22 protein-coding genes are annotated in these 21,072 nt (G+C 68.1%); 6 read left to right on the plus strand and 16 right to left on the minus strand.

The features are described from left to right. Positions 1 to 9: 9 nt before the first annotated feature. Complete coding sequence (locus tag QTI51_RS27640) at positions 10 to 1,839, minus strand: ABC transporter permease (protein WP_116911769.1); 1,830 nt, start codon at positions 1,837 to 1,839, stop codon at positions 10 to 12. Between the two features lie 172 nt (positions 1,840 to 2,011). After that, positions 2,012 to 3,208 carry an ABC transporter substrate-binding protein gene (locus QTI51_RS27645; protein ID WP_116911768.1) on the minus strand — a complete coding sequence of 399 codons (1,197 nt, stop codon included), beginning with the start codon at positions 3,206 to 3,208 and terminating at the stop codon, positions 2,012 to 2,014. Positions 3,209 to 3,363: 155 nt separating this feature from the next. Between QTI51_RS27645 and QTI51_RS27650 the strand changes: the two genes are divergently transcribed. Further along, complete coding sequence (locus tag QTI51_RS27650) at positions 3,364 to 4,002, plus strand: GDSL-type esterase/lipase family protein (protein WP_116911767.1); 639 nt, start codon at positions 3,364 to 3,366, stop codon at positions 4,000 to 4,002. On the opposite strand, the gene QTI51_RS27655 is transcribed toward QTI51_RS27650, so the two are convergent. From QTI51_RS27655 to QTI51_RS27670, 4 genes are all read right to left on the minus strand, one after another. Further along, positions 3,999 to 4,541: a class IV adenylate cyclase gene (locus tag QTI51_RS27655; RefSeq protein ID WP_116911766.1), complete on the minus strand. Its 543-nt coding sequence runs from the start codon at positions 4,539 to 4,541 to the stop codon at positions 3,999 to 4,001. The genes QTI51_RS27650 and QTI51_RS27655 overlap by 4 nt on opposite strands. A gap of 114 nt (positions 4,542 to 4,655) precedes the next feature. Then, on the minus strand, positions 4,656 to 5,015 hold the full coding sequence (locus QTI51_RS27660; protein WP_116911765.1) for a hypothetical protein: 360 nt from the start codon (positions 5,013 to 5,015) through the stop codon (positions 4,656 to 4,658). Beyond that, entirely contained in the window at positions 5,012 to 5,614 is a 603-nt protein-coding gene (locus tag QTI51_RS27665; RefSeq protein ID WP_116911764.1) for a cob(I)yrinic acid a,c-diamide adenosyltransferase, read from the minus strand. The genes QTI51_RS27660 and QTI51_RS27665 overlap by 4 nt, the downstream gene beginning before the upstream one ends. Positions 5,615 to 5,635: 21 nt before the next feature. Continuing rightward, positions 5,636 to 6,136 (minus strand): DinB family protein, encoded by a 501-nt coding sequence (locus QTI51_RS27670; protein WP_116911901.1) that lies wholly within the window; start codon positions 6,134 to 6,136, stop codon positions 5,636 to 5,638. A gap of 80 nt (positions 6,137 to 6,216) precedes the next feature. Here QTI51_RS27670 and QTI51_RS27675 point away from each other — a divergent pair, with 80 nt between their 5' ends. Next, positions 6,217 to 7,641: an FAD-binding oxidoreductase gene (locus tag QTI51_RS27675; protein WP_116911763.1), complete on the plus strand. Its 1,425-nt coding sequence runs from the start codon at positions 6,217 to 6,219 to the stop codon at positions 7,639 to 7,641. Positions 7,642 to 7,772: 131 nt separating this feature from the next. On the opposite strand, the gene QTI51_RS27680 is transcribed toward QTI51_RS27675, so the two are convergent. The 10 genes from QTI51_RS27680 to QTI51_RS27725 all read right to left on the minus strand — a co-directional run bounded on the left by QTI51_RS27680 (position 7,773) and on the right by QTI51_RS27725 (position 16,155). Further along, positions 7,773 to 8,681: a CsgG/HfaB family protein gene (locus QTI51_RS27680; RefSeq protein WP_116911762.1), complete on the minus strand. Its 909-nt coding sequence runs from the start codon at positions 8,679 to 8,681 to the stop codon at positions 7,773 to 7,775. A gap of 162 nt (positions 8,682 to 8,843) precedes the next feature. Further along, complete coding sequence (locus tag QTI51_RS27685; protein WP_116911761.1) at positions 8,844 to 9,809, minus strand: ParB/RepB/Spo0J family partition protein; 966 nt, start codon at positions 9,807 to 9,809, stop codon at positions 8,844 to 8,846. Continuing rightward, entirely contained in the window at positions 9,809 to 10,354 is a 546-nt protein-coding gene (locus QTI51_RS27690; protein WP_116911760.1) for an RBBP9/YdeN family alpha/beta hydrolase, read from the minus strand. Before QTI51_RS27690 ends, QTI51_RS27685 begins: the two co-directional genes overlap by 1 nt. Positions 10,355 to 10,396: 42 nt before the next feature. Further along, positions 10,397 to 11,314: a ParA family protein gene (locus QTI51_RS27695; RefSeq protein ID WP_116911759.1), complete on the minus strand. Its 918-nt coding sequence runs from the start codon at positions 11,312 to 11,314 to the stop codon at positions 10,397 to 10,399. An 18-nt stretch (positions 11,315 to 11,332) separates the two neighbouring features. Further along, positions 11,333 to 11,947 (minus strand): LysE family transporter, encoded by a 615-nt coding sequence (locus QTI51_RS27700; RefSeq protein ID WP_116911758.1) that lies wholly within the window; start codon positions 11,945 to 11,947, stop codon positions 11,333 to 11,335. Positions 11,948 to 12,143: 196 nt separating this feature from the next. Further along, the gene (gene rsmG, locus QTI51_RS27705; RefSeq protein ID WP_116911757.1) at positions 12,144 to 12,785 is read right to left on the minus strand and encodes a 16S rRNA (guanine(527)-N(7))-methyltransferase RsmG; all 642 of its coding nucleotides are present in this window, start codon (positions 12,783 to 12,785) and stop codon (positions 12,144 to 12,146) included. Next, positions 12,782 to 14,767, minus strand: coding sequence for a tRNA uridine-5-carboxymethylaminomethyl(34) synthesis enzyme MnmG (mnmG, locus tag QTI51_RS27710; protein WP_116911756.1), 1,986 nt, complete (start codon positions 14,765 to 14,767; stop codon positions 12,782 to 12,784). The genes rsmG and mnmG overlap by 4 nt, the downstream gene beginning before the upstream one ends. Before the next feature lie 176 nt (positions 14,768 to 14,943). Next, positions 14,944 to 15,831: a transglutaminase-like domain-containing protein gene (locus QTI51_RS27715; protein WP_116911755.1), complete on the minus strand. Its 888-nt coding sequence runs from the start codon at positions 15,829 to 15,831 to the stop codon at positions 14,944 to 14,946. A gap of 10 nt (positions 15,832 to 15,841) precedes the next feature. Next, positions 15,842 to 15,970, minus strand: a complete 129-nt coding sequence (locus QTI51_RS27720; protein WP_286516853.1) for a hypothetical protein — start codon at positions 15,968 to 15,970, stop codon at positions 15,842 to 15,844. After that, the gene (locus tag QTI51_RS27725; protein ID WP_116911754.1) at positions 15,970 to 16,155 is read right to left on the minus strand and encodes a DUF1328 family protein; all 186 of its coding nucleotides are present in this window, start codon (positions 16,153 to 16,155) and stop codon (positions 15,970 to 15,972) included. Before QTI51_RS27725 ends, QTI51_RS27720 begins: the two co-directional genes overlap by 1 nt. Positions 16,156 to 16,352: 197 nt before the next feature. Here QTI51_RS27725 and gstA point away from each other — a divergent pair, with 197 nt between their 5' ends. The 4 genes from gstA (at position 16,353) to QTI51_RS27745 (ending at position 21,005) form a co-directional block, all read left to right on the plus strand. Then, a complete protein-coding gene (gstA, locus tag QTI51_RS27730; protein WP_116911753.1) occupies positions 16,353 to 16,961 on the plus strand; it encodes a glutathione transferase GstA in 609 nt (202 codons plus the stop codon). A 196-nt stretch (positions 16,962 to 17,157) separates the two neighbouring features. Further along, positions 17,158 to 17,901: an enoyl-CoA hydratase/isomerase family protein gene (locus QTI51_RS27735; RefSeq protein WP_116911752.1), complete on the plus strand. Its 744-nt coding sequence runs from the start codon at positions 17,158 to 17,160 to the stop codon at positions 17,899 to 17,901. Further along, positions 17,898 to 19,814, plus strand: a complete 1,917-nt coding sequence (locus QTI51_RS27740; protein ID WP_116911900.1) for an acyclic terpene utilization AtuA family protein — start codon at positions 17,898 to 17,900, stop codon at positions 19,812 to 19,814. The genes QTI51_RS27735 and QTI51_RS27740 overlap by 4 nt, the downstream gene beginning before the upstream one ends. A gap of 87 nt (positions 19,815 to 19,901) precedes the next feature. Continuing rightward, positions 19,902 to 21,005, plus strand: a complete 1,104-nt coding sequence (locus tag QTI51_RS27745; protein WP_116911751.1) for an alkene reductase — start codon at positions 19,902 to 19,904, stop codon at positions 21,003 to 21,005. The last annotated feature ends 67 nt before the right edge of the window (positions 21,006 to 21,072 follow it).

The following is a 21,072-nucleotide window of genomic DNA, read 5'->3' on the forward strand; positions in this document are numbered from 1 at the left end:
GTGGTTCTTTCAGACAGTGCCCAGCAGACCTTGCGGGCGAAAACGAATCAGCAGGAGCAGCGCCACGCCGTAGATCAGCATGCGGTACTCGGCCGTCACGCGGAACAGCTCCGGCAGGCTCACGAGCGCGACCGCGCCCAGCAGCGCGCCGCTGATGTTCCCGAGCCCGCCCAGGATCACCATCGTCAGCGCGAGGATCGAGATCTGCGAGCCGAAGGTCTCGTGGTTGATGTACGAGTACATGTGCGCGGTGAAGGCGCCGCTCACGCCGGCCGCGAAGCCGCCGAAGCCGAAGGCCAGCGCCTTGTAGCGGTCGGGGCTCACGCCGTAGGCGCGCGCGGCCACCTCGTCCTCGCGCACCGCGCGGAAGGTGCGGCCCAGGTGCGAACGCAGCAGACGCCACTGCAGCAGGGCCAGCAGCACCATCGCACCCAAAGAAGCCCAGTAGATGGCCTCGTTCGACGAGGCATCGCGCCCGAACAGCGACAGCGGCGGAATGCCCGACACGCCGATGGGCCCGTGCGTGAGGCTTTCCCAGTTGAGGATGGTGAGCGCCACGATCTCGCCGATGCCCAGCGTGGCGATCGACACGTAGTGCCCGCGCAGCCTGAAGGCCGGAAAGATCAGCGCCGTGCCGATCAGCGACGTGAGAATGCCCGCCGCCACGATGCCCGTGCCCACCGGCAGGTGCAGGTCGAGCACCAGCAGCGACGAGGCATACGCACCAATGGCCAGCAGCCCCGCGTGCCCCAGCGAGATCTGCCCGATGGTGCCGGCCACCAGCGTGAGGCTGAGCGCGAGCGCGCCGTAGAGCCACGCATTCGTCAGCGTCTGCAGCAGGTAGGGCGACGGATCGAACAGCGGCAAGGCCACCGCCGCGGCGAACAGCGCGAGCAGCACGCGCGGCGGCACGCGCCACGGCTTGCTGGGCGCGATGAAGGTGCCCGTGAGCGGCTCGGGCGGCAGCGCGCGCTTGCGCCCGAACAGGCCGTTGGGCTTCCACACCAGGATGACCAGCAGCAGCGCGAAGGCGAACAGGTTGCGGTACGGCGTGCCCAGGATGGCCACGCCGTAGCTTTCGATGAGCCCCAGCAGCAGGCTGCCCACGATGGCGCCCGGCACGTTGCCCACGCCGCCCACCACCGTGGCCACCACGCCCTTGAGCGTGGCCTGGAAGCTCATGGCCGGGCTGATGTTGTTGTAGTACATGCCCACCAGCAGGCCCGAGAGCCCACCCAGCGCGGCCGCGATGGCGAACACGGCCTGGTTCACGCGGTCGACGTCCACGCCCATCTGCTGCGCCGCATCGCGGTCTTGCGCGGTGGCGCGCACGGCCCAGCCCAGCTTGGTGAAGCGCAGGAAGCCGAACAGCACCGTGGCGCTGGCGATGCCGATGCCCGCGATGAGCAGGTCGAGCGCGCCGATGGTGCCGGTGCCGATCTGCAGGCGCCAGTCGGGCAGCTGCGTGGGCAGCGAGCGCGGGTCGGGGCTGAACACCAGCTGCACCAGGATGTCGAGCACGAAGCTGATGCCGATGGTCGCCAGCAGCGGCGCGATGCGCGCCGCGCCCTGCAGCGGGCGCAGGCCCACGCGTTCGATCAGCATGCCCAACGCGCCCGAGCCGAGCACCACCAGCAGGATGGTCACGGGCAGCGGCGTGTGCAGGTAGGTGATCGACGCCCAGCCGATGTACGCGCCCACGGTGTACACCGAGCCGTGCGCGAAGTTGATGAGGTGCGAGACACCGAAGATCAACGCGAGGCCCACCGCCAGCAACGCGTAGATGTTGCCGATGATGAGACCGTTGACGGTGTAGTCGAAGAAGGAGGTGAAGCTCATGGCGTGGCCTCGAAAGGCACCACCACCTCTCTCCCTGCCTTGCTCCCTCTCCCGCTTGCGGGAGAGGGTTGGGGTGAGGGCACGCGGCATTCAAACCCGCGCGATGTTGCAAGGCCGTCGGCCCTCACCCTGACCCTCTCCCAAAGGGAGAGGGGATAAAACCGAAACGCGCTCATTTCGCAGTCGAAGCCACGGCCGCCTTCTCGTCCAGCTGCGCCCACTTGCCGTCCTTCACCACCAGGTTCACGCTCTTCACCCCGATGACCCGCCGCGTCTGCGCATCGAAGCTGGCCTTGCCGAAGATCACGCTCGGCACGTCCTTGATCTTGTAGAACGCGTCGCGCACCGCCTTGCGGTCGGCCGTGGGGCCGGCCTGGCGCAGCGCCGCGGCCGCGTACACCACCGCGTCGTATGCATACGCGTTGAACGCGTCGGGCTCCTTGGCGTACTTCGCGCGGAAGCTCTTCACGAAGTCCTGCACCTCGGGGCGCGGCTCTTCGGGGTAGAAGGCGGTGTTGGTGTGGATGCCGTTCACGGCCGCGCCGCCGAGCTCGATGAACTTCGGCGAATACACCGAGCCCACCGCCGCGATCGGCTGCTTCAGGCCCACGCTGCGCACCTGGCCCGCGATGAGCGCGCCGTCGGGGTAGTAGGAGATGAGCACCAGCCCGTCGGGGTTGGCGTCGCGCACGCGCACCAGCGTCGAGCGAAAGTCTTTCTCGTCGGGCTGGTAGCCCTCGGCGATGGCCAGCTGCGCGCCGCGCTCCTGCGCGGCCTTCACCAGCACGTCCTTGCTGGTGCGGCCCCAGTCGGTGTTCAGGTACAGCACGGCGATGCGCTTGAAGCCCAGCGTCTTCACCGCGAGCTCGGCCAGCAGCGGTTGCGCGTCGGCCTGGCTGATCGACGGGCTCCAGATGTAGTCGCCGCCCTTGGTGAAGTCGGGGTGCGAGTTGGTGAAGCCCAGCTGCACCAGCCCCGCGCGCTGGTAGATGGGCGAGGCCGCCATCGACGCCGGGCTCGAGAAGTCGCCCAGCTCGATGAGCACGCGCTTGTCGTTCACCAGCTTCTGCGCGATGGCCACCGACTGCCGCGGATCGCTCTGGCTGTCCTCGAAGTTGTAGGCCAGCGGCCGGCCATGGATGCCGCCCTGCGCGTTGATGTGCTCCAGCGCGAGGTCGAAGCCCGCCTTCCACTGCGCGCCGTACTGCGCGTTCTGCCCGGTGAGCGGCCCGCTCACGCCGAACCATACCGGCTCGCCGGTGGCGGGCGCGGCCCAGGCCACCAGCGGTGCCGCCAGCAAGGCGGCGGAGAGCGCGGCGGAGAGCGCAGCCACATGGCGCAGGAAGCGGTGGCGATTGAGCAGCAACATGGTGTCGAACCCCGTGATGAAAGAAGGTGCAGGGCCGCGATTCTTCGCCTGCGCCCCACGCCCGGGAACGAACAAAAACGGGGAGGCTTATGCGCTTTTCGCGCAAAGGGGCAAGCGCGCGCGGGCCGCGTGGCTGCGTTTATGCTGCGCGCCACATGAAGCGACGACACCTTCTCCACCTGGGCGCAGCGGCGTCTGCCCTGGCCCTTCTTTCAGCCTGCGGCAAGCGCAAGCCGGCAGCCGCCGCGCTGAAGTCCGACGCCCGCGTGCTGGCCATCGGCGACAGCCTCACGCACGGCTACGGCGCGCCGCCCGATGCGGCGTGGCCCGTGAAACTGGGCGAGCTCACGGGCTGGCAGATCGACAACGAAGGCGTCAACGGCGACACCTCCGAAGGCGCGCTGCAGCGCCTGCCCGCGCTGCTGGGTGCGACGAGCTACGACGCGGTGTTGATCGGCATCGGCGGCAACGACATGCTGCGCGGCGTGTCGGCCACGGCCACGCGCGACAACCTCGCGGCGCTGATCACGCAGGCGCGCGCCCACACCCCTTACGTGGCCGTGCTGGCCACGCCGGCACCGGACGCGATGCGCGCGGCCGTGGGCTCGCTCAGCGATGCGCCGTTCTACGAAGAGGTCGCGAAGTCGCAGCAGGCGCTGCTGGTGCCCAACGTGTATTCGAGCGTGCTGTCGGATGCGTCGCTGCGCTCCGACCGCATCCATGCCAATGCACGAGGCTATGAAAAGGTCGCGCAGCTGTTGGCCGACCAGCTGAAGGCCGCGGGCTGGCGCTAATCGGCCGCGGCCGATCGCGCGTTCAACAGGTCGACGTACGCGCCCTGCACCAGCTGCTCGGTACCGATGCCCAGCCGCGCCATGAGCGCGTGCGCTTCGGCGGTGCCGGCCTGCGCGGACTCGCCCTCTTCCAGCACCACCTCGAGCTCGAGGAATTCACCGAGCCCTTCGACCCGGTCGAGGTGCACGCGCGTGCGGCCCACGATGAACAGGCGGCGTTGCTTGCGCACCCGACCGGCCTGGCCCCACGCGAGCGTGAGCGATTCACGCAGCGCGTCGGGTGTGCTGCAAGGTGTGATCAGGTAGAACGATTCCTTCGGCCCGCTGCTGTTCGCGCGGCGGTAGAAGATGAGCTCGGCGCGGTCTGGTGCGAAGGTGCGCAGCTTGAGGCGGTCCGCGCTGTCGTTGCAGCGGAAGAAGGTGTCGTCCTGCGCGATCTCGATGGGGCCCTGGTCGGCGAGCGTTGCAGCGACGGTTGCGATGCGATCGATGCTGTCGATCCTGTCGATGTGGGCTTTGATCTCGACGTTTCTTGCCATGTGTCTCTGCGTTGGATTCGTTGGCGTGTTCACCGGGCCACGCGGTCGGGTCGTGGCCGATCGCCAACTGCACTGAAGGCGCACGCCGATGCGGTGCCCCCAGCAATCAATCAATCAAGGCGCGTTGCCTTGAGGCCCCACAGCCGGTGGACGCGCGCGCCCACTGGACCCCGGCGACAGCTTGCGACCGAAGGCCTCGCCCACGTTGCGCACCGGCCGGCTGGCCTTCTCCGACACGTTGTTCACACCGCGCCGCGTGGCGGCGTCCGCGCGGTTCACGCCACGGCCCGCCGCGTTGGTGCCGCGCTGCACGCTGCCCACGACGGTGCCGTTGCGGGCGGGGGCCTTCAGGGTGTGGGCGCGTTGCGCCTTGGGCGGGTTGTCGGCACTCTGGGCTTGCGCGCCGATGGGCAGCCACAGCGCGAGAACTGCGGACAGGGCGAGCGATGCGCGAAAGGTGTTCGTGAATTTCATGGGGCCTCCTTGGTATCTGCTTCAGCGGCTTCAGCCTCTGCCGCCGCGCGCGCCATGCGCTCGCTCTTCCAGTACACGTCGTCGCCGCCGTCCATGCGGTTGAGCACGCGCGCGAGCACGAACAGCAGGTCGCTGAGCCGGTTGAGGTACTGCCGCAGCGCGTCGTTGAGCTGCTCGTTCGCGCCCAGCGCCACCACCGCGCGCTCCGCCCGGCGCGCCACCGTGCGGCACACATGCGCGAGCGATGCCGCGCGCGTGCCGGCCGGCAGGATGAACTCGGCCAGGCGCGGCAGGACGGCGTTGTGCTCGGCCAGGGCGTTGTCCAGCTGCAGCAGCGCATCGGCCTTCAGCAACGTGAAACCCGGCATCGACAGCTCGCCGCCCAGGTTGAAGAGCTGGTGCTGCACATCGACCAGCAGCTCGCGAACAGGCTCTGGCAGCGGCTCGCACAGCAACACGCCGATGTTCGAGTTGAGCTCGTCCACGTCGCCCATCGCGTGCACGCGCAAATGGTCCTTGGGCACGCGCGTGTTGTCGCCCAGGCCGGTGGTGCCGTCGTCGCCCGTGCGGGTGGCGATCTGTGAAAGTCGGTTGCCCATGAATGAAGGCTCCTGGAAGGGTTAGGTGCCCACGGTCGACGCGTCGATCTTGCCGGCCAGCCACTGCAGCCCCGCAAGATGCTGCTGGTCGTGGCTGCACAGGTAGTGAATGAGGCTGCGCATCGTGAGCGGGCCGTAGCCCTCGAACACGGCCGTGCGCTGCAGTTGTGCGTCGCTCAGGCTGGAGACGATTTCCATCGTCTGGATGCGCGCCATGCGGAACTCGGCCAGCACCTTCTGCGCATCGGCCGCGCCGTAGCCGCGCTCGACGGCCAGCGGCTCGCTGTCGATGGAGGCGAGCGTCGGGTGGGCTTCGGCCAGCGTGCGGCGAAAGCGCACGTGGTAGCCCTCGATCTCGATGTCGCGCACGTGGCACAGCTGCTCGATGGCGGTGAAGGCCTCGCTGGGCACGCCCTCCCACGAGGGCGGCGTCCAGTGCCTGTAGGCCGTGGGAATGGCCGCGTAGTGGGCCTCCAGTTGCGAGGGGAAGGCCGCGAGTGCGCTGAGGGTCGTAGGGTTCATGTTTTTTCCGAAGCGCATTATGGTGCGCCCTCCGTAAAATGACCGATCCCCCTCGATCACACCCTGCCAGGAGACGCCCGATGAACGCACCGACCCAAACCTCGCACCTGATGCCGGAGCTTCATCTGCGCGACGTGCCCGCCGCACTCATCGACGGCCTGAAGGCGCGCTTCGGCGACAACTGTTCCACGGCCATGGCCGTGCGCACGCAGCACGGGCGCGACGAGTCGTCGTTCGACGCGCCGCCGCCCTCGGCCGTGGTGTTCGCCGAAAGCACGCAGGACGTGGCCGATGCCGTCAAGCTCGCCAGCGAGCACAGCGTGCCGGTCATTCCCTTCGGCGTGGGCTCCTCGCTCGAAGGCCACCTGCTGGCGGTGCAAGGCGGCATCAGCATCGACGTGTCGCGCATGAACCGCGTGCTGTCGGTCAACGCCGACGACCTCACGGTGACGGTGCAACCCGGCGTCACGCGCAAGCAGCTCAACGAAGAGATCAAGAGCACGGGCCTGTTCTTCCCCATCGACCCGGGCGCGGACGCCTCCATCGGCGGCATGACGGCCACGCGCGCCAGCGGCACGAACGCGGTGCGCTACGGCACCATGCGCGAGAACGTGCTGGCGCTCGAAGTGGTCACGGCCGCGGGCGAGGTCATTCGCACGGGCACGCGCGCGAAGAAGTCGTCGGCCGGCTACGACCTCACGCGCCTCATGGTGGGCAGCGAAGGCACGCTGGGCGTGGTCACCGAGATCACGCTGCGCATCTACCCGCTGCCCGAGGCGGTGTCGGCGGCCATCTGCTCGTTCCCGAGCATCGAGGCCGCGGTGCGCACCACCATCGAGACCATCCAGCTGGGCGTGCCGATTGCGCGCGTGGAACTCATCGACGTGAACACGGTGCGCATGGTGAACGCCTACGCCAAGCTCAACCTGCGCGAAGAGCCGATGCTGCTGATGGAATTCCACGGTTCGCCCGCCGGCGTGAAGGAGCAGGCCGAGACCGTGCAGGAGCTTGCGAGCGGCCACGGCGGCAACGCCTTCGAATGGGCCAGCACGCCCGAAGAACGCACGCGCCTGTGGACCGCGCGGCACAACAGCTACTTTGCGGCCGTGCAGTCGCGCCCGGGCTGCCGCGTGATCTCCACCGACACCTGCGTGCCCATCTCGCGCCTGGCCGACTGCCTGCTCGACTCGGTGGCCGAGGCCGACGCCAGCGGCATTCCGTACTTCCTGGTCGGCCACGTGGGCGACGGCAACTTCCACTTCGGCTACCTGCTCGACCCGAACATTCCCGAAGAGCGCGTGAAGGCCGAGGCGCTGAACCACCAGCTCGTGAGCCGCGCGCTGGCGCTGGAAGGCACCTGCACCGGCGAGCACGGCGTGGGCCTGCACAAGATGGACTTCCTGGTGACCGAGGCGGGCGCCGGCGCCATCGACATGATGCGCACCATCAAGCGCGCGCTGGACCCGAAGAACATCATGAACCCCGGAAAGATTTTCGCGCTTTGATGGCGTCGTGACGTCCCTCTGACGTCGCCCTGATCCCGCTCGGGCGCCCATAAAAAAAGCCCGGCAGCTCGTGAGAGCCGCCGGGCTTTCTGCTTTGCAGTTGCCGTGCTTTGCTGGTCGCTTCTTGTTTGTCAGTTGCTGTTGCTGCTGCGGCGGCGCGTGGGCGCTGGCTTTTCCGCGGGCACATAGGTTTGCGACGGTGCGGCGCCGCCGTCGACACCGAGCCGGCCGCCGCCGCCGAGGCCCTGGCCGCGAACGGTCTGCGCCTTGTAGTTGCGCAGCGAGCGGACCATCTGGTTGAAGGCGTCCATGAACGCGGCGGCAATCACCTTGCCCTGCGCCGTGTTGGTGTAGCCGCCCAGGCCGCCGCCGCCGCTGCGGCCGGCCAGCGCACCGAAGGCGCCGAAGTCGGTCTTGGAAGCGCTGCCTTCGGCGGCCGCCACCTGCACGCCCGAGCGGTTGTCGATGAGGGTCAGCAGCGCGCTGGCTTCCTTGGTCTGCATGCTGCCGCCGACCGCTGCGAGCGCACGGCCACGGCCGCCACCCACCAGCCCGCCGAGCGCGCCGCCGATGCCGCCGGCATCGCTGTTGCTGAAGACGATTTCAGGCGACAGGCCGTAGTCGGACGCCACCATCTGGCCGCGGCCGAAGTTGCTGCCACCGCGCATTTCGCCCGACTGCTGCAGCGCGCGTTCGCGCGTCATGGCGTTCATGCCGGCCGCGCCGCGTTCCACGACCACGAAGCAGTTCGATTGCTGCACCAGCAGGCGCAGCAGGTTGGCCGTGGGCGGCAGGCGGTATTCGCCGGTGAGGATGGTGTACCAACCCGCGCTCTGGTTCTCGATGAGCGAGACCGTGCCGAGCGGCGATTCGCAGCGCTCGAGCTGGCTGCTTTCGCCGGAGGTGGCACCGCCGGCTGCGCTGCCGGTGGCCATGGTCTTGGCCGACTGGCTGCCCATCTGCATGTCGGTGGCGGCGCAACCGGTGAGAAAAAACGCGCCCGCGGCAATGGCCGCAAGCGGAAACTTGGTGAGCTGCATGGGTGGACTCCCTCTGTGTTCAGAGATATTAGTTAACAAATCCAGCCGCGAAGGATACGCGCAAAGGATTGCAACAATCAATCAAACGAATGCCCGACGCAGCGTTCACACACTAGGCCGTTCGGCGGATGGTCTCCATGCCGCCGTTCTCGGTGGACGTGCTTACGTCGCCGTGCGACGGATGCGCTCTATCAGCCCGTTCAGCGCATCGATGGAGCCGAAGTGAATGACGAGCTCGCCGCTTTCGCCGCGCTTGGTCCGCTTCTTGATGCGCACCTCGACCTCGGCCGTAAGCAGGTCGGCCAGCTCTTCTTCCACGCGCTGCAGGTCGCGCGACTTCTCGCCGTCGTTGCTGCGGCGCGAGGGCGTGAGCGTGAACTCGGCCGCGAGCTTCTTCACCAGCGCCTCGGCCTCGCGCACCGACATCTTCTTGGCGGCGATCTGGTTGGCCGCGGTGATCTGCGTGCCGCGGTCCAGCGACAGCAGCGCGCGCGCGTGGCCCATGTCGATGTCGCCGGCCATCAGCATCTGCTGTGCGGGCTCGGCCAGGTTCAGCAGGCGCAGCAGGTTGCTGGCCGCGCTGCGCGAACGGCCCACGGCCTGCGCGGCCTGTTCGTGCGTGAGGCCGAACTCGTTCACCAGGCGCTGCAGGCCCTGCGCTTCTTCCAGCGGGTTGAGGTCTTCTCGCTGGATGTTCTCGATGAGCGACATCGCGGCCGCGGCCTCGTTGGGCACGTCTCGCACCAGCACCGGCACGCTGTCCAGGCCCGCGAGCTTCGCGGCACGAAAGCGCCGCTCGCCCGCGATGATTTCGTATTCGGCGTTCTTGGCGGCGGCCGATTCGGCGTCGAGCCGGCGCACCAGGATCGGCTGCATGATGCCCTGCACCTTGATGCTCTCGGCCAGCTCGTAGAGCGCGCCCTCGTCCATGCGCGTGCGCGGCTGGTACACGCCGGCCACCATCTGGTCGAGCATCAGCGTGCTGGGGTTCCGGGGCGCCCCGCCCTCCTGCGCGTCGGCGCCGCCACCGTAGGTGCCATCGGGGCCGTGATCGGCGGCAGGCGCGGCCGTCGGGCCGAGCAACGCTTCCAGGCCGCGGCCCAGGCCCTTGGGTTTCTTGGTCGCCATCAGTTCTTGTCTTTCGAGATTTCGTTCAATAGGTCGCGGCCTTCGGGCCAGTCGCCCAGGCCGGATTCGGCATTCAGGTGGCCGCGCGCGCCGGCGTCCACGAAGCGCGCGCCCCAGTCGCTGGCGAGCTGCCGCGAGCGCGCGGCCTCGCAGTAGGGGTCGTCGTTGGCGGCGACCAGCACCGCCGCGAACGGCAGCGGCTGCCGCACGATAGGCGCCCAGCCGGGAATGGCCTGGCGCAGGTCGTCGCGCTCCAGGTCGCCGGGCGCCACCAGCAAGGCGCCGCGCACCTTGTGCGTGTTGCGCGAATGCGCGGCCCAGGCGGCCACCAGGATGCAACCCAGGCTGTGCGCCGCGAAGACCACCGGGCCCGGCGCGGCCAGCACGGCCTCCTCGAGCTGGATCGACCAGTCGCCGCGCAGCGGGCGCATCCATTCATGCTGCTCGACGCGCTGGTCGCCGTACACCGCCTCCCAGCGGGTTTGCCAATGTCCGGGGCCGCTGTTTTGCCAACCGGGCAGGAGCAGGATGCGGGGTGCTGTCATTTGCTATTAATTTGATAGCGTAAAATCAAGTAACGACAGGCTTCAGGCGTTGTTGTCGCTGGTGGTCGAGTCGGGCGCAGGCACTGGCGCGAGCACGTCCGCGGGAATCGCAAGATCGGGCGCAGTGCGTTCGACCGGCGCAATCGGCGGCGCCACCGCACCGGAAGCGAAGGCGCTGGCGGGCGGCATCTTCTCGATCAGCTCCTGCGCGAAGGCGACGAAGGCCTGGCTGCCGCGCGCCGCCGGGTCGAACACCACGCCCGGCAGGCCGTAGCTCGGCGCCTCGGCCAGCCGCACATTGCGCGGGATGACGGTGTCGAACACCTTGTCGCCGAAGTGGGACTTGAGCTGCTCGCTCACCTGCTGCTGCAGCGTGATGCGCGGATCGAACATCACGCGCAGCAGGCCGATGATCTGCAGGTTCTTGTTCAGGTTGGCGTGCACCTGCTTGATGGTGTTGACCAGGTCGGTCAGCCCCTCGAGCGCGAAGTACTCGCACTGCATCGGCACGATCACGCCATGGGCGGCGCACAGGCCGTTCAGTGTCAGCAGGCTCAGCGACGGCGGGCAGTCGATGAGCACGAAGTCGTACTCGGCACCCACCGCCGCCAGCGCGGTGCGCAGGCGCTTCTCGCGGCGGTCGATGGCCACCATTTCGACTTCGGCGCCGGCCAGCTCACGGTTGGCGCCCAGCACGTCGTAGCCGCAACCGCCCTCCACCAGCTTGTCGGCCTTGACGCGGGCCTCGGCCACCGAAGCCGATTCGAGCAGCACGTCGTACACCGTCAGCTCGAGCTGGCGCTTGTCGATGCCCGAACCCATGGTGGCGTTGCCCTGGGGATCGAGGTCGATCATCAGCACGCGCTGGCCGGCCTTGGCCAGGCCAGCGGCGAGGTTGACGGTGGTGGTGGTCTTGCCGACGCCGCCCTTTTGGTTGGCAATGCAGAAAATCTTGGCCATGTCAGTACGGGGGGTCGATCAGCGGGAAATTGCGAGCTTGATGCCGAAGGCAATCAGGAAGGTGCCGGCCAGCTTCTCGAGCGTGCTGGAAATGCGTGGGTTGGCGCGAATTCGCTCGGCCAGGAAGTGCGTAAGCAGCGTGGAGGTCAGCCCGTACAGGAAGGTCAGCGCGGCAATGGTGACGGCCATGGCGCCGAAAGTGACCAGGCCCTGGTGGCGGGCCGGGTCCACGAACAGCGGAAAAAAGGCCATGTAGAACACGATGGCCTTCGGGTTCAACAAGGTGATGGTGAAGGCCTGGCGCAGGAAGTGGCTGGGCTTGATGTTCAGGATGGGCGCCGAGCCCGGCTTGGCCAGCAGCATCTTGAGGCCCAGCCACGCCAGGTAGCCCGCGCCCAGCCACTGCACCGCCTTGAAAGCGGCAGGGTAAGCAGCCAGCACGGCCGACACACCCGCAACGGCCGCCCACATCAGGCATTGGTCCCCCAGGATGACGCCCGACGTGGCCGCCAGGCCGCCGCGAATGCCGCCTTTGCTGGTCGAGGTGATCAGCGCGAGGTTGCCCGGGCCCGGGATCAGGAGGAACAAGACGATGGCGGCGACGAATGCGCCGTAGTCAGCGATGCCGAACATGGGATTGCCTCAGAAAAGAGCGCCGGACAGACGGGGGCGAGGGAAGAGCGACGAAAGGCGGGAGGCATCGAGTCTAAGCGAGCACGCCGCGGCAGGGGCGGTTCGGGCACCGGCATTTGCCGGTGCCCCCCGTTCTTTTACTGAATCGAACGCAAATCCGGGCGTCGGTGGCCCGAGCGGCCAGCGTGGCCCAAGCTCAGGCAGCTTCTTTGCGCGCCCAGACGATGCAGCGTTCGGCATCGAGGCCCGGAACCGTCAGTTGTTCCACGTGAAACACTGCGACGCCTTTCGGCAAGACAGCGAGTTCATCGCTGGGAACCTTGCCCTTCATTGCCAGCCAGACGCCGCCCGGCGCGAGCAGGTTCATCGAGCCATTGAAGAAGTCGGGCAGCGAGGCGAACGCCCGCGAGCTGATGACTTCATAGCTGCCCGCCAGCGATTCGACCCGTGCATGCAGGCCGCGCAGATTGGGTAGCTCCAACTCCGCCGAAACCTGCTGCACGAAGGCCGCCTTCTTTGCCACCGCATCGAGGCAGCTCACTTCCAGGTCCGGCCGCATGATCGCGATCACCACGCCCGGCAACCCACCGCCGGAGCCCACGTCGAGCAGCTTGCCCTTCCCTGCCCACTCGCGCTGCAGCGGCGCAACCGCCGCCAGGCTGTCGAGCAGATGGTGCGTGAGCACGATGGCCGGGTCGCGCAGGGCTGTGAGGTTGTAGACCTTGTTCCACTTGAGCATCAACGTGCCGTAGGCCAGCAGCTGCTCGCCCTGGCGGTCAGACAGGGCCACGCCCATGGCGGCTGCGCCTGCGCGCAGCGTGTCGATCGGCGCCGTCATTCGGCAGACTGCGGCTCGGTGGCTGCTTCCGTGGCGGTAGATGATGCGTTCGATGTACCTTCAGCGTCCCGGGCAAAGGCCTTGTGGCCGCCCTTTCGCAGGTGAATCATCAGCAAGGAGATGGCTGCGGGCGTGACGCCAGAGATGCGCGAGGCCAGGCCCAGCGTCTCGGGGCGATGCTTGTCCAGCTTCTGGCGCACCTCGAAGCTCAATGCCTTGACCTGTCCGTAGTCGAAATCGGCCGGCAGCTTCAGGTTCTCGAAGTGCGATGCGCGCTCCACTTCGTCGTGCTGGCGCTCGATGTAGCCGGAATACTTGGCCGAAATCTCGATCTGCTCGACTTCGGTTTCGCTCAGCGCTGCCGGTGCGTCGTACTTGCCGCCGTCCAGGGACATCAGCGTCTTGTAGTTCACATCGGGCCGGCGCAGCAGGTCAGCCAGGTTGTATTCGTGGTCGATGGCCTTGCCCAGAACCCGCTCCGACTCGGACGCCGGCAGATTGCGCGGGTTCACCCAGATCGACCTGAGCCGCTCTGTTTCACGTGAAACAGCGTCGCGCTTTCGGCTGAAAGCGTCCCAGCGCGCGTCGTCTACCAGGCCCAGCTTGCGCCCTGCTTCGGTCAAACGCATGTCGGCGTTGTCTTCGCGCAGCTGCAGCCGGAACTCGGCGCGGCTGGTGAACATGCGGTACGGCTCGGTCACGCCCTTGGTGATCAGGTCGTCGACCAGCACGCCCAGGTAGGCCTCGTCGCGGCGCGGCAGCCAGGCGTCTTCGCCACGGCATTGCAGCGCGGCATTGATGCCGGCGAACAAGCCCTGGGCCGCGGCTTCTTCATAGCCCGTGGTGCCGTTGATTTGCCCGGCAAAGAACAAACCCTGCACCGAGCGCGTTTCAAAGCTGCTCTTCAGTTCGCGCGGATCGAAGTAGTCGTACTCGATCGCGTAGCCCGGGCGCAGGATGTGCGCGTTCTCCAGCCCCGGCATCGAGCGCACCAGTTGGTACTGGATGTCGAACGGCAGGCTGGTCGAGATCCCGTTCGGGTAGTACTCGTTGGTCGTCAGGCCTTCAGGTTCCAGGAAGATCTGGTGGCTGTCCTTGTCGGCGAAGCGGTTGATCTTGTCTTCCACGCTCGGGCAATAGCGCGGGCCCACGCCGTCGATCTTGCCGGTGAACATGGGGCTGCGGTCGAAGCCCGAGCGAATGATGTCGTGGGTGCGCGCGTTGGTGTGCGTCACCCAGCAGGCCATCTGCTTCGGGTGCATGTCCGCACGGCCCATGAAGCTGAACACCGGCATCGGCCCTGCCCCGCCCGGCATGCCGTCGCCGGGCTGCTCGGTGCACTTCGAAAAATCGATGCTGCGCCCGTCCAGGCGCGGCGGCGTGCCCGTCTTCAACCGGCCTTGCGGCAGCTTCAGTTCCTTCAGGCGCGCCGACAGGCTGATGGCCGGCGGATCGCCCGCGCGGCCGGCCTGGTAGTTGTCGAGCCCGACATGGATGCGACCGTCGAGGAAGGTGCCCGCGGTCAGCACCACCGTGCGCGCGCGGAAGGCGATGCCCACCTGCGTGACGGCGCCGACCACGCGGTCACCCTCCACCATCAGGTCGTCGACGGCTTGCTGGAACAGGCTCAGGTTCGGCTGGTTTTCCAGGCGATGGCGAATGGCCGCCTTGTACAGCACACGGTCGGCCTGCGCGCGTGTGGCGCGCACGGCCGGGCCCTTGCTCGAATTGAGAATGCGGAACTGGATGCCGGCTTCGTCCGTGGCAATGGCCATGGCGCCGCCGAGCGCGTCGACCTCCTTCACCAGGTGGCCCTTGCCGATGCCGCCGATGGAGGGGTTGCAGCTCATCTGCCCCAGCGTCTCGATGTTGTGGGAGAGCAGCAGCGTCTTGGCGCCGATGCGCGCGGCGGCGAGCGCGGCTTCGGTGCCGGCATGGCCACCGCCGACGACGATCACGTCGAATTCTTCGGGGTACAGCATTTGAAATGGGGGCGCACAACGGAACGCGTGCGCGGCGCAAAAGGGGGCGCCAATTTTAATCGCCGGGGCCCCGTCGCGCCCGTTGTGTGGACAAGCTAGAGGGGCATGCCAAATCCAGCCCTAAAGCGCATCGAACATGGATAGTTTGCTATCTATTTGATAGCATTCAACCCACATCAACCGGTGACTTCAGCCACCTGCACCACCGGCACCGGCTTTTCGATGCCCACCAGCTCCCCGGTCGGCGCCGGCGCCTTTGAGGGTTGCAGGCTCTCGTCCTGCAGTTCGCGGATGACCAGGCGCTTGTCGGTCATGCGCACGTTGCCGAAGATCGTGCAGAAGGCCACGTCCTTGGCATCGCGCCCGGTGCCCACGCGCACGAGCCGGTCGACCGGCGCCATGCGCGTCGCATCGAACAGCACCCACTGCCCGCCCAGCCAGGCCTCGAACACCGCATGGAAGTCCTGCGGCGGTTCGTCGAACCACACGTAGCCCACCACCAGCCGCGCGGGGATGTTCAACGCACGGCAAAAGGTGATGCCCAGGTGCGCGAAGTCGCGGCACACGCCGGCGCGTTCCACGAACACCTCGCGCGCGGTCGTGGTCGACACGCTGCTGCCGGGCTCGTAGGCGATGCTCTCGTGGATCCAGTCGACGATGGCCTGCACCCGGCCGATGCCCGGCGGCAGGTCGCCGAACAGCTGCTGCGCGCAACGCGACATCAGGTCCGACTCGCAATAGCGCGTCGGCATCATGTAGTGCAGCACCTCGTCGGGCACCTCGTTGACCGGCACTTCGCGCAGGTCGGGCGGCACGATGACGTGGGTGCGCTGCACGCTGGCCCGGTAGCTGATCTTCAGCGGGCCGGGCACCGCGTCGAAGCGGATGAACCGGTTGCCGCTGCCCTCGTCGCAGAACACCTGCATCTCGGTCGGCGGCTCGATGCTGAGCACCTCGCTCACCACGGCCTGCGCACCGGAGCGCGCCGCCTCGATGTTCAGCAGCAGGTGGGCCGGCGCGACGACCTCGTAGTCGAGTTGCGCGTCGATGTGGGAGAGGTGCATGGGATTCTTTTCAACGGTGTTCCTGCAACTGCCAGTGCGCCTGCGTCACCAGCAGCACCCGCAGCACGCGGTGCGCGGGGCTTTGCAACAGCAGGCCGAGTGGCCGCGCCTGCGGCCACCTCAGCTTGGCACGTCGCATCAGTCGATGGCTTTTTTCACCGCGCCCACGCCCAGGGCGGCGAGCACGACGAACAGCACGGCCAGCACCAGGAACAGGCCGAACAGCAGCTTGGCGATGCCGGCGGCACCGGCGGCCACGCCACCGAAGCCCAGCAGGGCGGCAACCAGAGAGATGACCGCAAAGATGATCGCGTACTTCAACATGGAGAACTCCTTCAATCAATCGGCGGGTCGTTCCCACCGTGCGACGGAGCTTAGAAAAAGGGCCGCATCCGCCCGATAGTCGCCGCGCGCATGCCACCGTAGGACAAAAACGCGACGCCACCGGATGCGGCCGCTTCCGCTAGCATCCGCTGCGGTTTCTCACAACAATCACCTCGTCATCCACTGGAGTCATTCGAATGAAGCTGTATTACTCGCCGGGCGCCTGCTCGCTGTCGCCCCACATCGCGCTGCACGAGGCAGGCATTGCCATCGAACCCGTGCTGGCCAGCACCAAGAGCCACAAGCTGCAGGACGGCACCGACTACTACGGCATCAACCCGCTGGGCTACGTGCCGATGCTCGAGCTCGACGACGGCACGCGCCTGCGCGAAGGCCCGGCCATCCTGCAATACATCGCCGACCTGGCGCCCACCAAGAACCTGGCACCCGCCAACGGCACGCTGCAGCGCTACCGCCTGCAGGAGTGGCTCACGTTCATCGGCACCGAAGTGCACAAGACCTTCAGCCCGCTGTTCAACCCCAACATGCCCGAAGAGGCCAAGACCATCTTCAAGGACAAGCTGGCCTCGCGCTTCAAGTGGATCGACAGCGAACTCGCCGGCAAGGACTACCTGATGGGCGAGCACTTCAGCGTGGCCGACGGCTACCTGTTCACCGTCACCAACTGGACCAAGCCCACGAACGTGGACATCTCCGCCTTCCCCAACCTGCAAGCCTGGCACGCGCGCGTGGGCGCCCGCCCTGCGGTGCAGGAAGCGCTGAAGGCCGAAGGCCTGCTGAAGTAAGCACGCCACGCGCAAGCGGCCGGAGCGTTCCCTCTTCAGGGAAAACCCGGCCCGCTTCAGCCACAAGCCGCATGAAGCGGCTTTTTTTTCGGGCGACGCTTGCTGCATGCCCGATACGTCTTCATCCCCTCCCCCTTCGCCTCCACCTTCACCGTCGCTTGCTCCCACCGCCACCTCGGCCGGGCTGCACGTGGACATGCGCGGCCCCGTCATGTGGCTCACCATCGCGCGCGAAGAGCGGCGCAACGCCATCGACGCCGCGGTGCTCGCGGGCCTCGCCGATGCGCTTGCGCGCGCCAACGCCGACACCGCCGTGCGCGCCGTGGTCATCACCGGCGCCGGCACGCGCGCCTTCTGCGCGGGCGCCGACCTGCAGAGCGGCACCTCGTTCAAGTTCGACTACGCCGCGCCCTACCAGGGCATGGCCAACCTGTTTCGCCAGGCCCGGCAATCGACCGTGCCGCTGGTCGCGCGCGTCAACGGCGCGTGCATGGCGGGCGGCATGGGCCTCATGGCGATGTGCGACATGGCGGTGGCCAGCAGCCAGGCCGTGTTCGGCCTGCCCGAGGTGAAGGTCGGCGTGTTTCCCGCGCAGGTGCTCAGCGTGCTCGGCGGCTTGTTGCCGCGCCGCGTGCTGGCAGAGATGTGCATCACCGGCGAGCCCATCACGGCCGCGCAGGCGCTCGCGCTGAACCTCGTCAACCGCGTGAGCGACGACGTCGACGAGAGCGTCGACTGGCTGCTCGCGCGCATGCTCGACAAGTCGCCCGCTGCCATCCGCCGCGGCCTGTACACCATGAAGAAGATCGAAGCGATGGCCTTCGAGGAATCGATGGCCTTCACCGAAAGCCAGATCGGCCTCTTCGCGCTGACCGAAGACGCCGCCGAAGGACAGCTCGCGTTCCGCGAGAAGCGCAAGCCGCAATGGAGTGGGCGATGAACGGCAACAGCAGCGGCAACAACAACAACAACGACGGCAAGGACCCGTCCCGCGTCGTCCGCATCGGCGGCGCCTCGGGCTTCTGGGGCGACAGCAGCGTCGGCGCGCCGCAGCTCGTGGCAAGCGGCCACATCGACTACCTGGTGTTCGACTACCTGGCCGAGCTGACGATGTCGATCCTGGCCGGCGCGCGGCTGAAGAAGCCCGAGCTGGGCTACGCGACCGACTTCGTTTCCGTCGCGATGAAAGCCGTGCTGAAAGACGTCGTGGCGCAAGGCATTCGCGTGGTGAGCAACGCGGGCGGCGTCAACCCGCAGGGCTGCGCCGACGCGCTCGCCGCGCTGGCCGCCGAGCAAGGCGTGGTGTTGAAGATCGCGGTGGTGAGCGGCGACGACGTGTCCGCGCTGCTGCCGCAACTGCGCCAGCAGCAGCCACCCGTGCGCGAGCCGCAGAGCGGCGCCGCGCTGCCCGAGCGCGTGCTCACGGCCAACGCGTATCTTGGCGCGCGGCCCATCCAGGCGGCGCTCGATGCAGGCGCGCAGGTGGTCATCACCGGCCGCTGCGTCGATTCGGCCGTCACGCTGGGCGTGCTCATGCACGAGTTCGGCTGGCAGCCGGGCGACTTCGACCTGCTTGCCGCGGGCAGCCTCGCGGGCCACATCATCGAGTGCGGCTGCCAGGCCACCGGCGGACTGCACACCGACTGGGACACCGTGCCCGACTGGCCGAACATCGGCTACCCCATCGTCGAATGCGGGGCGGACGGCAGCTTCGTGGTCACCAAGCCCGCGAACACCGGCGGCAAGCTCACGCCCGCCGTGGTGGCCGAGCAGATGCTCTACGAAATCGGCGACCCCGCGGCCTACCTGCTGCCCGACGTGGTGGCCGACTTCACGCAGGTGCGCATCGAACAGGCCGGCGTGCACCGCGTGCGCGTGCACGGCGCGCGCGGCCGCGCGCCCACCGCCAGCTACAAGGTGAGCGCCACCTACGTCGAGGGCTTCAAGACCGCGGCGCAACTCACCATCGTCGGCTTCGACGCCGTGGCCAAGGCCCGGCGCACCGGCGAGGCCATCCTGGCGCGCACCGGCACGCTGTTCGCGCAGCAGGGCTTCGGCCCCTACAGCGGCACGCAACTCGAGGTGCTGGGCGCGGAGTCTTGCTACGGCCCGCATGCGCAGACGCAGGTGCAGCACACGCGCGAGGCCGTGCTGCGGCTCGCGGTGACGCACCCGCGCAAGGAGGCGCTGGCGCTGTTCGCGCGCGAGGTGGCGCCGGCCGGCACCTCGTGGGCGCCGGGCACCACGGGGGCGGGCGGCGGGCGCGCGTCGGTGTCGCCGTCGATCCGGCAATACGCGTTCCTGCTCGACAAGTCGCGGGTGCAGGCCAGTGTGCACCTGGGCGCGGAGCTCATCGAGGTGCCGGACACCGAAGCGCCGTCGACCGTAGCAGCGCCTTGCATTGCCGCAGCGCCTTCCATCACCGCAACGCCCGCCGAGGCCCCGCAGGGCGATGCCGCACCCCAGGCCACGGACGCCGTCGAAGTGCCCCTCCTGCGCCTCGCCTGGGCACGCAGCGGGGACAAGGGCGACACGTCGAACATCGGCGTCATCGCGCGCCACCCCGCCCTGCTGCCGCTGCTGCGCGCGCAGCTCACCGAGGCGCGCGTGGCCGGCTGGCTCGCCCACCTCGTGCAGGGCCCGGTCACGCGCCACGAGGTGCCGGGCATCGACGCCTTCAACTTCGTCTGCGAGCAGGCGCTGGGCGGCGGCGGCATGGCCTCGCTGCGCAACGACCCGCTGGGCAAGGGCATGGGGCAGATCCTGCTGGCCATGCCGGTGCGGGTGAGCCCCGCGCTGCTGGGGTTGATCGCACCGCACGGGCCGAGCGCGTTACACGGGCCGTTGTCCTAGCACCATTCGGGACAACCGTGCGACAGCAGGGTTGAGACCGCGCGCTTAGCCTTGCGCCTGTTTCAACTCTGTCCACCCCTTTCAACGATGTCCACCCTCTTCGACCCCGTCCAGGCCGGCGACCTGCAGCTCGCCAACCGCATCGTGATGGCGCCGCTGACGCGCAATCGCTCGCCCAACGCGATCCCGCCCGACATCGCCGGCACCTACTATGCCCAGCGCGCCTCGGCCGGCCTGCTCATCACCGAGGCCACCGCCATCAGCCACCAGGGCCAGGGCTACTCCGACGTGCCCGGCCTGTACGGCACCGAGCAGCTCGACGCCTGGAAGCGCGTGACCGACGCCGTGCACGCCGAGGGCGGCAAGATCGTGGTGCAGCTGTGGCACGTGGGCCGCGTCTCGCACACCGAGCTGCAACCCGATGGCGGCAAGCCCGTGGCGCCCTCGGCCATCACGGCCAAGACCAAGACCGTGCTCATCAAGGACGGCGTGCCCAGCTTCGTGGAAACCTCCGAGCCGCGCGCGCTCGACGCGGCCGAGCTCCCCGGCATCGTCCACGCCTTCGCGGTGGCCGCACGCAGCGCGGTGGAAACCGCCGGCTTCGACGGCGTGGAACTGCACGGCGCCAACGGCTACCTGCTCGACCAGTTCCTGAAGGACGGCAGCAACAAGCGCACCGACGACTACGGCGGCAGCATCGAGAACCGCGCGCGCCTGCTGCTCGAGGCCACGCGCGGCGTGGTCGACGCGGTGGGCGGCGGCAAGACCGGCATTCGCCTGTCGCCCGTGACCCCGGCCAACGACGCGCACGACAGCAACCCGCAGCCGCTGTTCACCTACGTGGTGAAGCAGCTCGCGCAGCTGAACCTGGCGTACATCCACATCATCGAAGGCGCCACCGGCGGCCCGCGCGAAATCGACGACCGCCCCTTCGACTACGAAGCGCTGAAGGCCGCCTACCGCGAAGCCGGCGGCAAGGGCGCGTGGATGGTGAACAACGGCTACGACCGCCCGCTGGCCGAAGAAGCCGTGAAGGAAGGCGACGACCTCGTGGCCTTCGGCAAGCCCTTCATCTCCAACCCCGACCTGGTGCGCCGCCTGCGCGAGAACGCACCGCTGAACGAGCTCGACAAGGCCACCATGTACGGTGGCGGCGCCAAGGGCTACACGGACTACCCGACGCTGGCCTGAGCCGCCCGGGCCGCCTGACCCTGCCACGCAAGGGGGTCGGGGGCAGGAGGGCCATGGCAAGATGCGG

The sequence above is a fragment of the Variovorax sp. J22G73 genome (assembly GCF_030317035.1).
Lineage (GTDB): Bacteria > Pseudomonadota > Gammaproteobacteria > Burkholderiales > Burkholderiaceae_C > Variovorax.

Excerpts from the sequence above, each read along its gene's own strand:
- QTI51_RS27640 (WP_116911769.1), bottom strand. The coding sequence starts at position 1,839 with ATGAGCTTCACCTCCTTCTTCGACTACACCGTCAACGGTCTCATCATC.
- QTI51_RS27645 (WP_116911768.1), bottom strand. The coding sequence starts at position 3,208 with ATGTTGCTGCTCAATCGCCACCGCTTCCTGCGCCATGTGGCTGCGCTC.
- QTI51_RS27650 (WP_116911767.1), top strand. The coding sequence starts at position 3,364 with ATGAAGCGACGACACCTTCTCCACCTGGGCGCAGCGGCGTCTGCCCTG.
- QTI51_RS27655 (WP_116911766.1), bottom strand. The coding sequence starts at position 4,541 with ATGGCAAGAAACGTCGAGATCAAAGCCCACATCGACAGGATCGACAGC.
- QTI51_RS27660 (WP_116911765.1), bottom strand. The coding sequence starts at position 5,015 with ATGAAATTCACGAACACCTTTCGCGCATCGCTCGCCCTGTCCGCAGTT.
- QTI51_RS27665 (WP_116911764.1), bottom strand. The coding sequence starts at position 5,614 with ATGGGCAACCGACTTTCACAGATCGCCACCCGCACGGGCGACGACGGC.
- QTI51_RS27670 (WP_116911901.1), bottom strand. The coding sequence starts at position 6,136 with ATGAACCCTACGACCCTCAGCGCACTCGCGGCCTTCCCCTCGCAACTG.
- QTI51_RS27675 (WP_116911763.1), top strand. The coding sequence starts at position 6,217 with ATGAACGCACCGACCCAAACCTCGCACCTGATGCCGGAGCTTCATCTG.
- QTI51_RS27680 (WP_116911762.1), bottom strand. The coding sequence starts at position 8,681 with ATGCAGCTCACCAAGTTTCCGCTTGCGGCCATTGCCGCGGGCGCGTTT.
- QTI51_RS27685 (WP_116911761.1), bottom strand. The coding sequence starts at position 9,809 with ATGGCGACCAAGAAACCCAAGGGCCTGGGCCGCGGCCTGGAAGCGTTG.
- QTI51_RS27690 (WP_116911760.1), bottom strand. The coding sequence starts at position 10,354 with ATGACAGCACCCCGCATCCTGCTCCTGCCCGGTTGGCAAAACAGCGGC.
- QTI51_RS27695 (WP_116911759.1), bottom strand. The coding sequence starts at position 11,314 with ATGGCCAAGATTTTCTGCATTGCCAACCAAAAGGGCGGCGTCGGCAAG.
- QTI51_RS27700 (WP_116911758.1), bottom strand. The coding sequence starts at position 11,947 with ATGTTCGGCATCGCTGACTACGGCGCATTCGTCGCCGCCATCGTCTTG.
- rsmG (WP_116911757.1), bottom strand. The coding sequence starts at position 12,785 with ATGACGGCGCCGATCGACACGCTGCGCGCAGGCGCAGCCGCCATGGGC.
- mnmG (WP_116911756.1), bottom strand. The coding sequence starts at position 14,767 with ATGCTGTACCCCGAAGAATTCGACGTGATCGTCGTCGGCGGTGGCCAT.
- QTI51_RS27715 (WP_116911755.1), bottom strand. The coding sequence starts at position 15,831 with ATGCACCTCTCCCACATCGACGCGCAACTCGACTACGAGGTCGTCGCG.
- QTI51_RS27720 (WP_286516853.1), bottom strand. The coding sequence starts at position 15,970 with ATGCGACGTGCCAAGCTGAGGTGGCCGCAGGCGCGGCCACTCGGCCTG.
- QTI51_RS27725 (WP_116911754.1), bottom strand. The coding sequence starts at position 16,155 with ATGTTGAAGTACGCGATCATCTTTGCGGTCATCTCTCTGGTTGCCGCC.
- gstA (WP_116911753.1), top strand. The coding sequence starts at position 16,353 with ATGAAGCTGTATTACTCGCCGGGCGCCTGCTCGCTGTCGCCCCACATC.
- QTI51_RS27735 (WP_116911752.1), top strand. The coding sequence starts at position 17,158 with ATGCGCGGCCCCGTCATGTGGCTCACCATCGCGCGCGAAGAGCGGCGC.
- QTI51_RS27740 (WP_116911900.1), top strand. The coding sequence starts at position 17,898 with ATGAACGGCAACAGCAGCGGCAACAACAACAACAACGACGGCAAGGAC.
- QTI51_RS27745 (WP_116911751.1), top strand. The coding sequence starts at position 19,902 with ATGTCCACCCTCTTCGACCCCGTCCAGGCCGGCGACCTGCAGCTCGCC.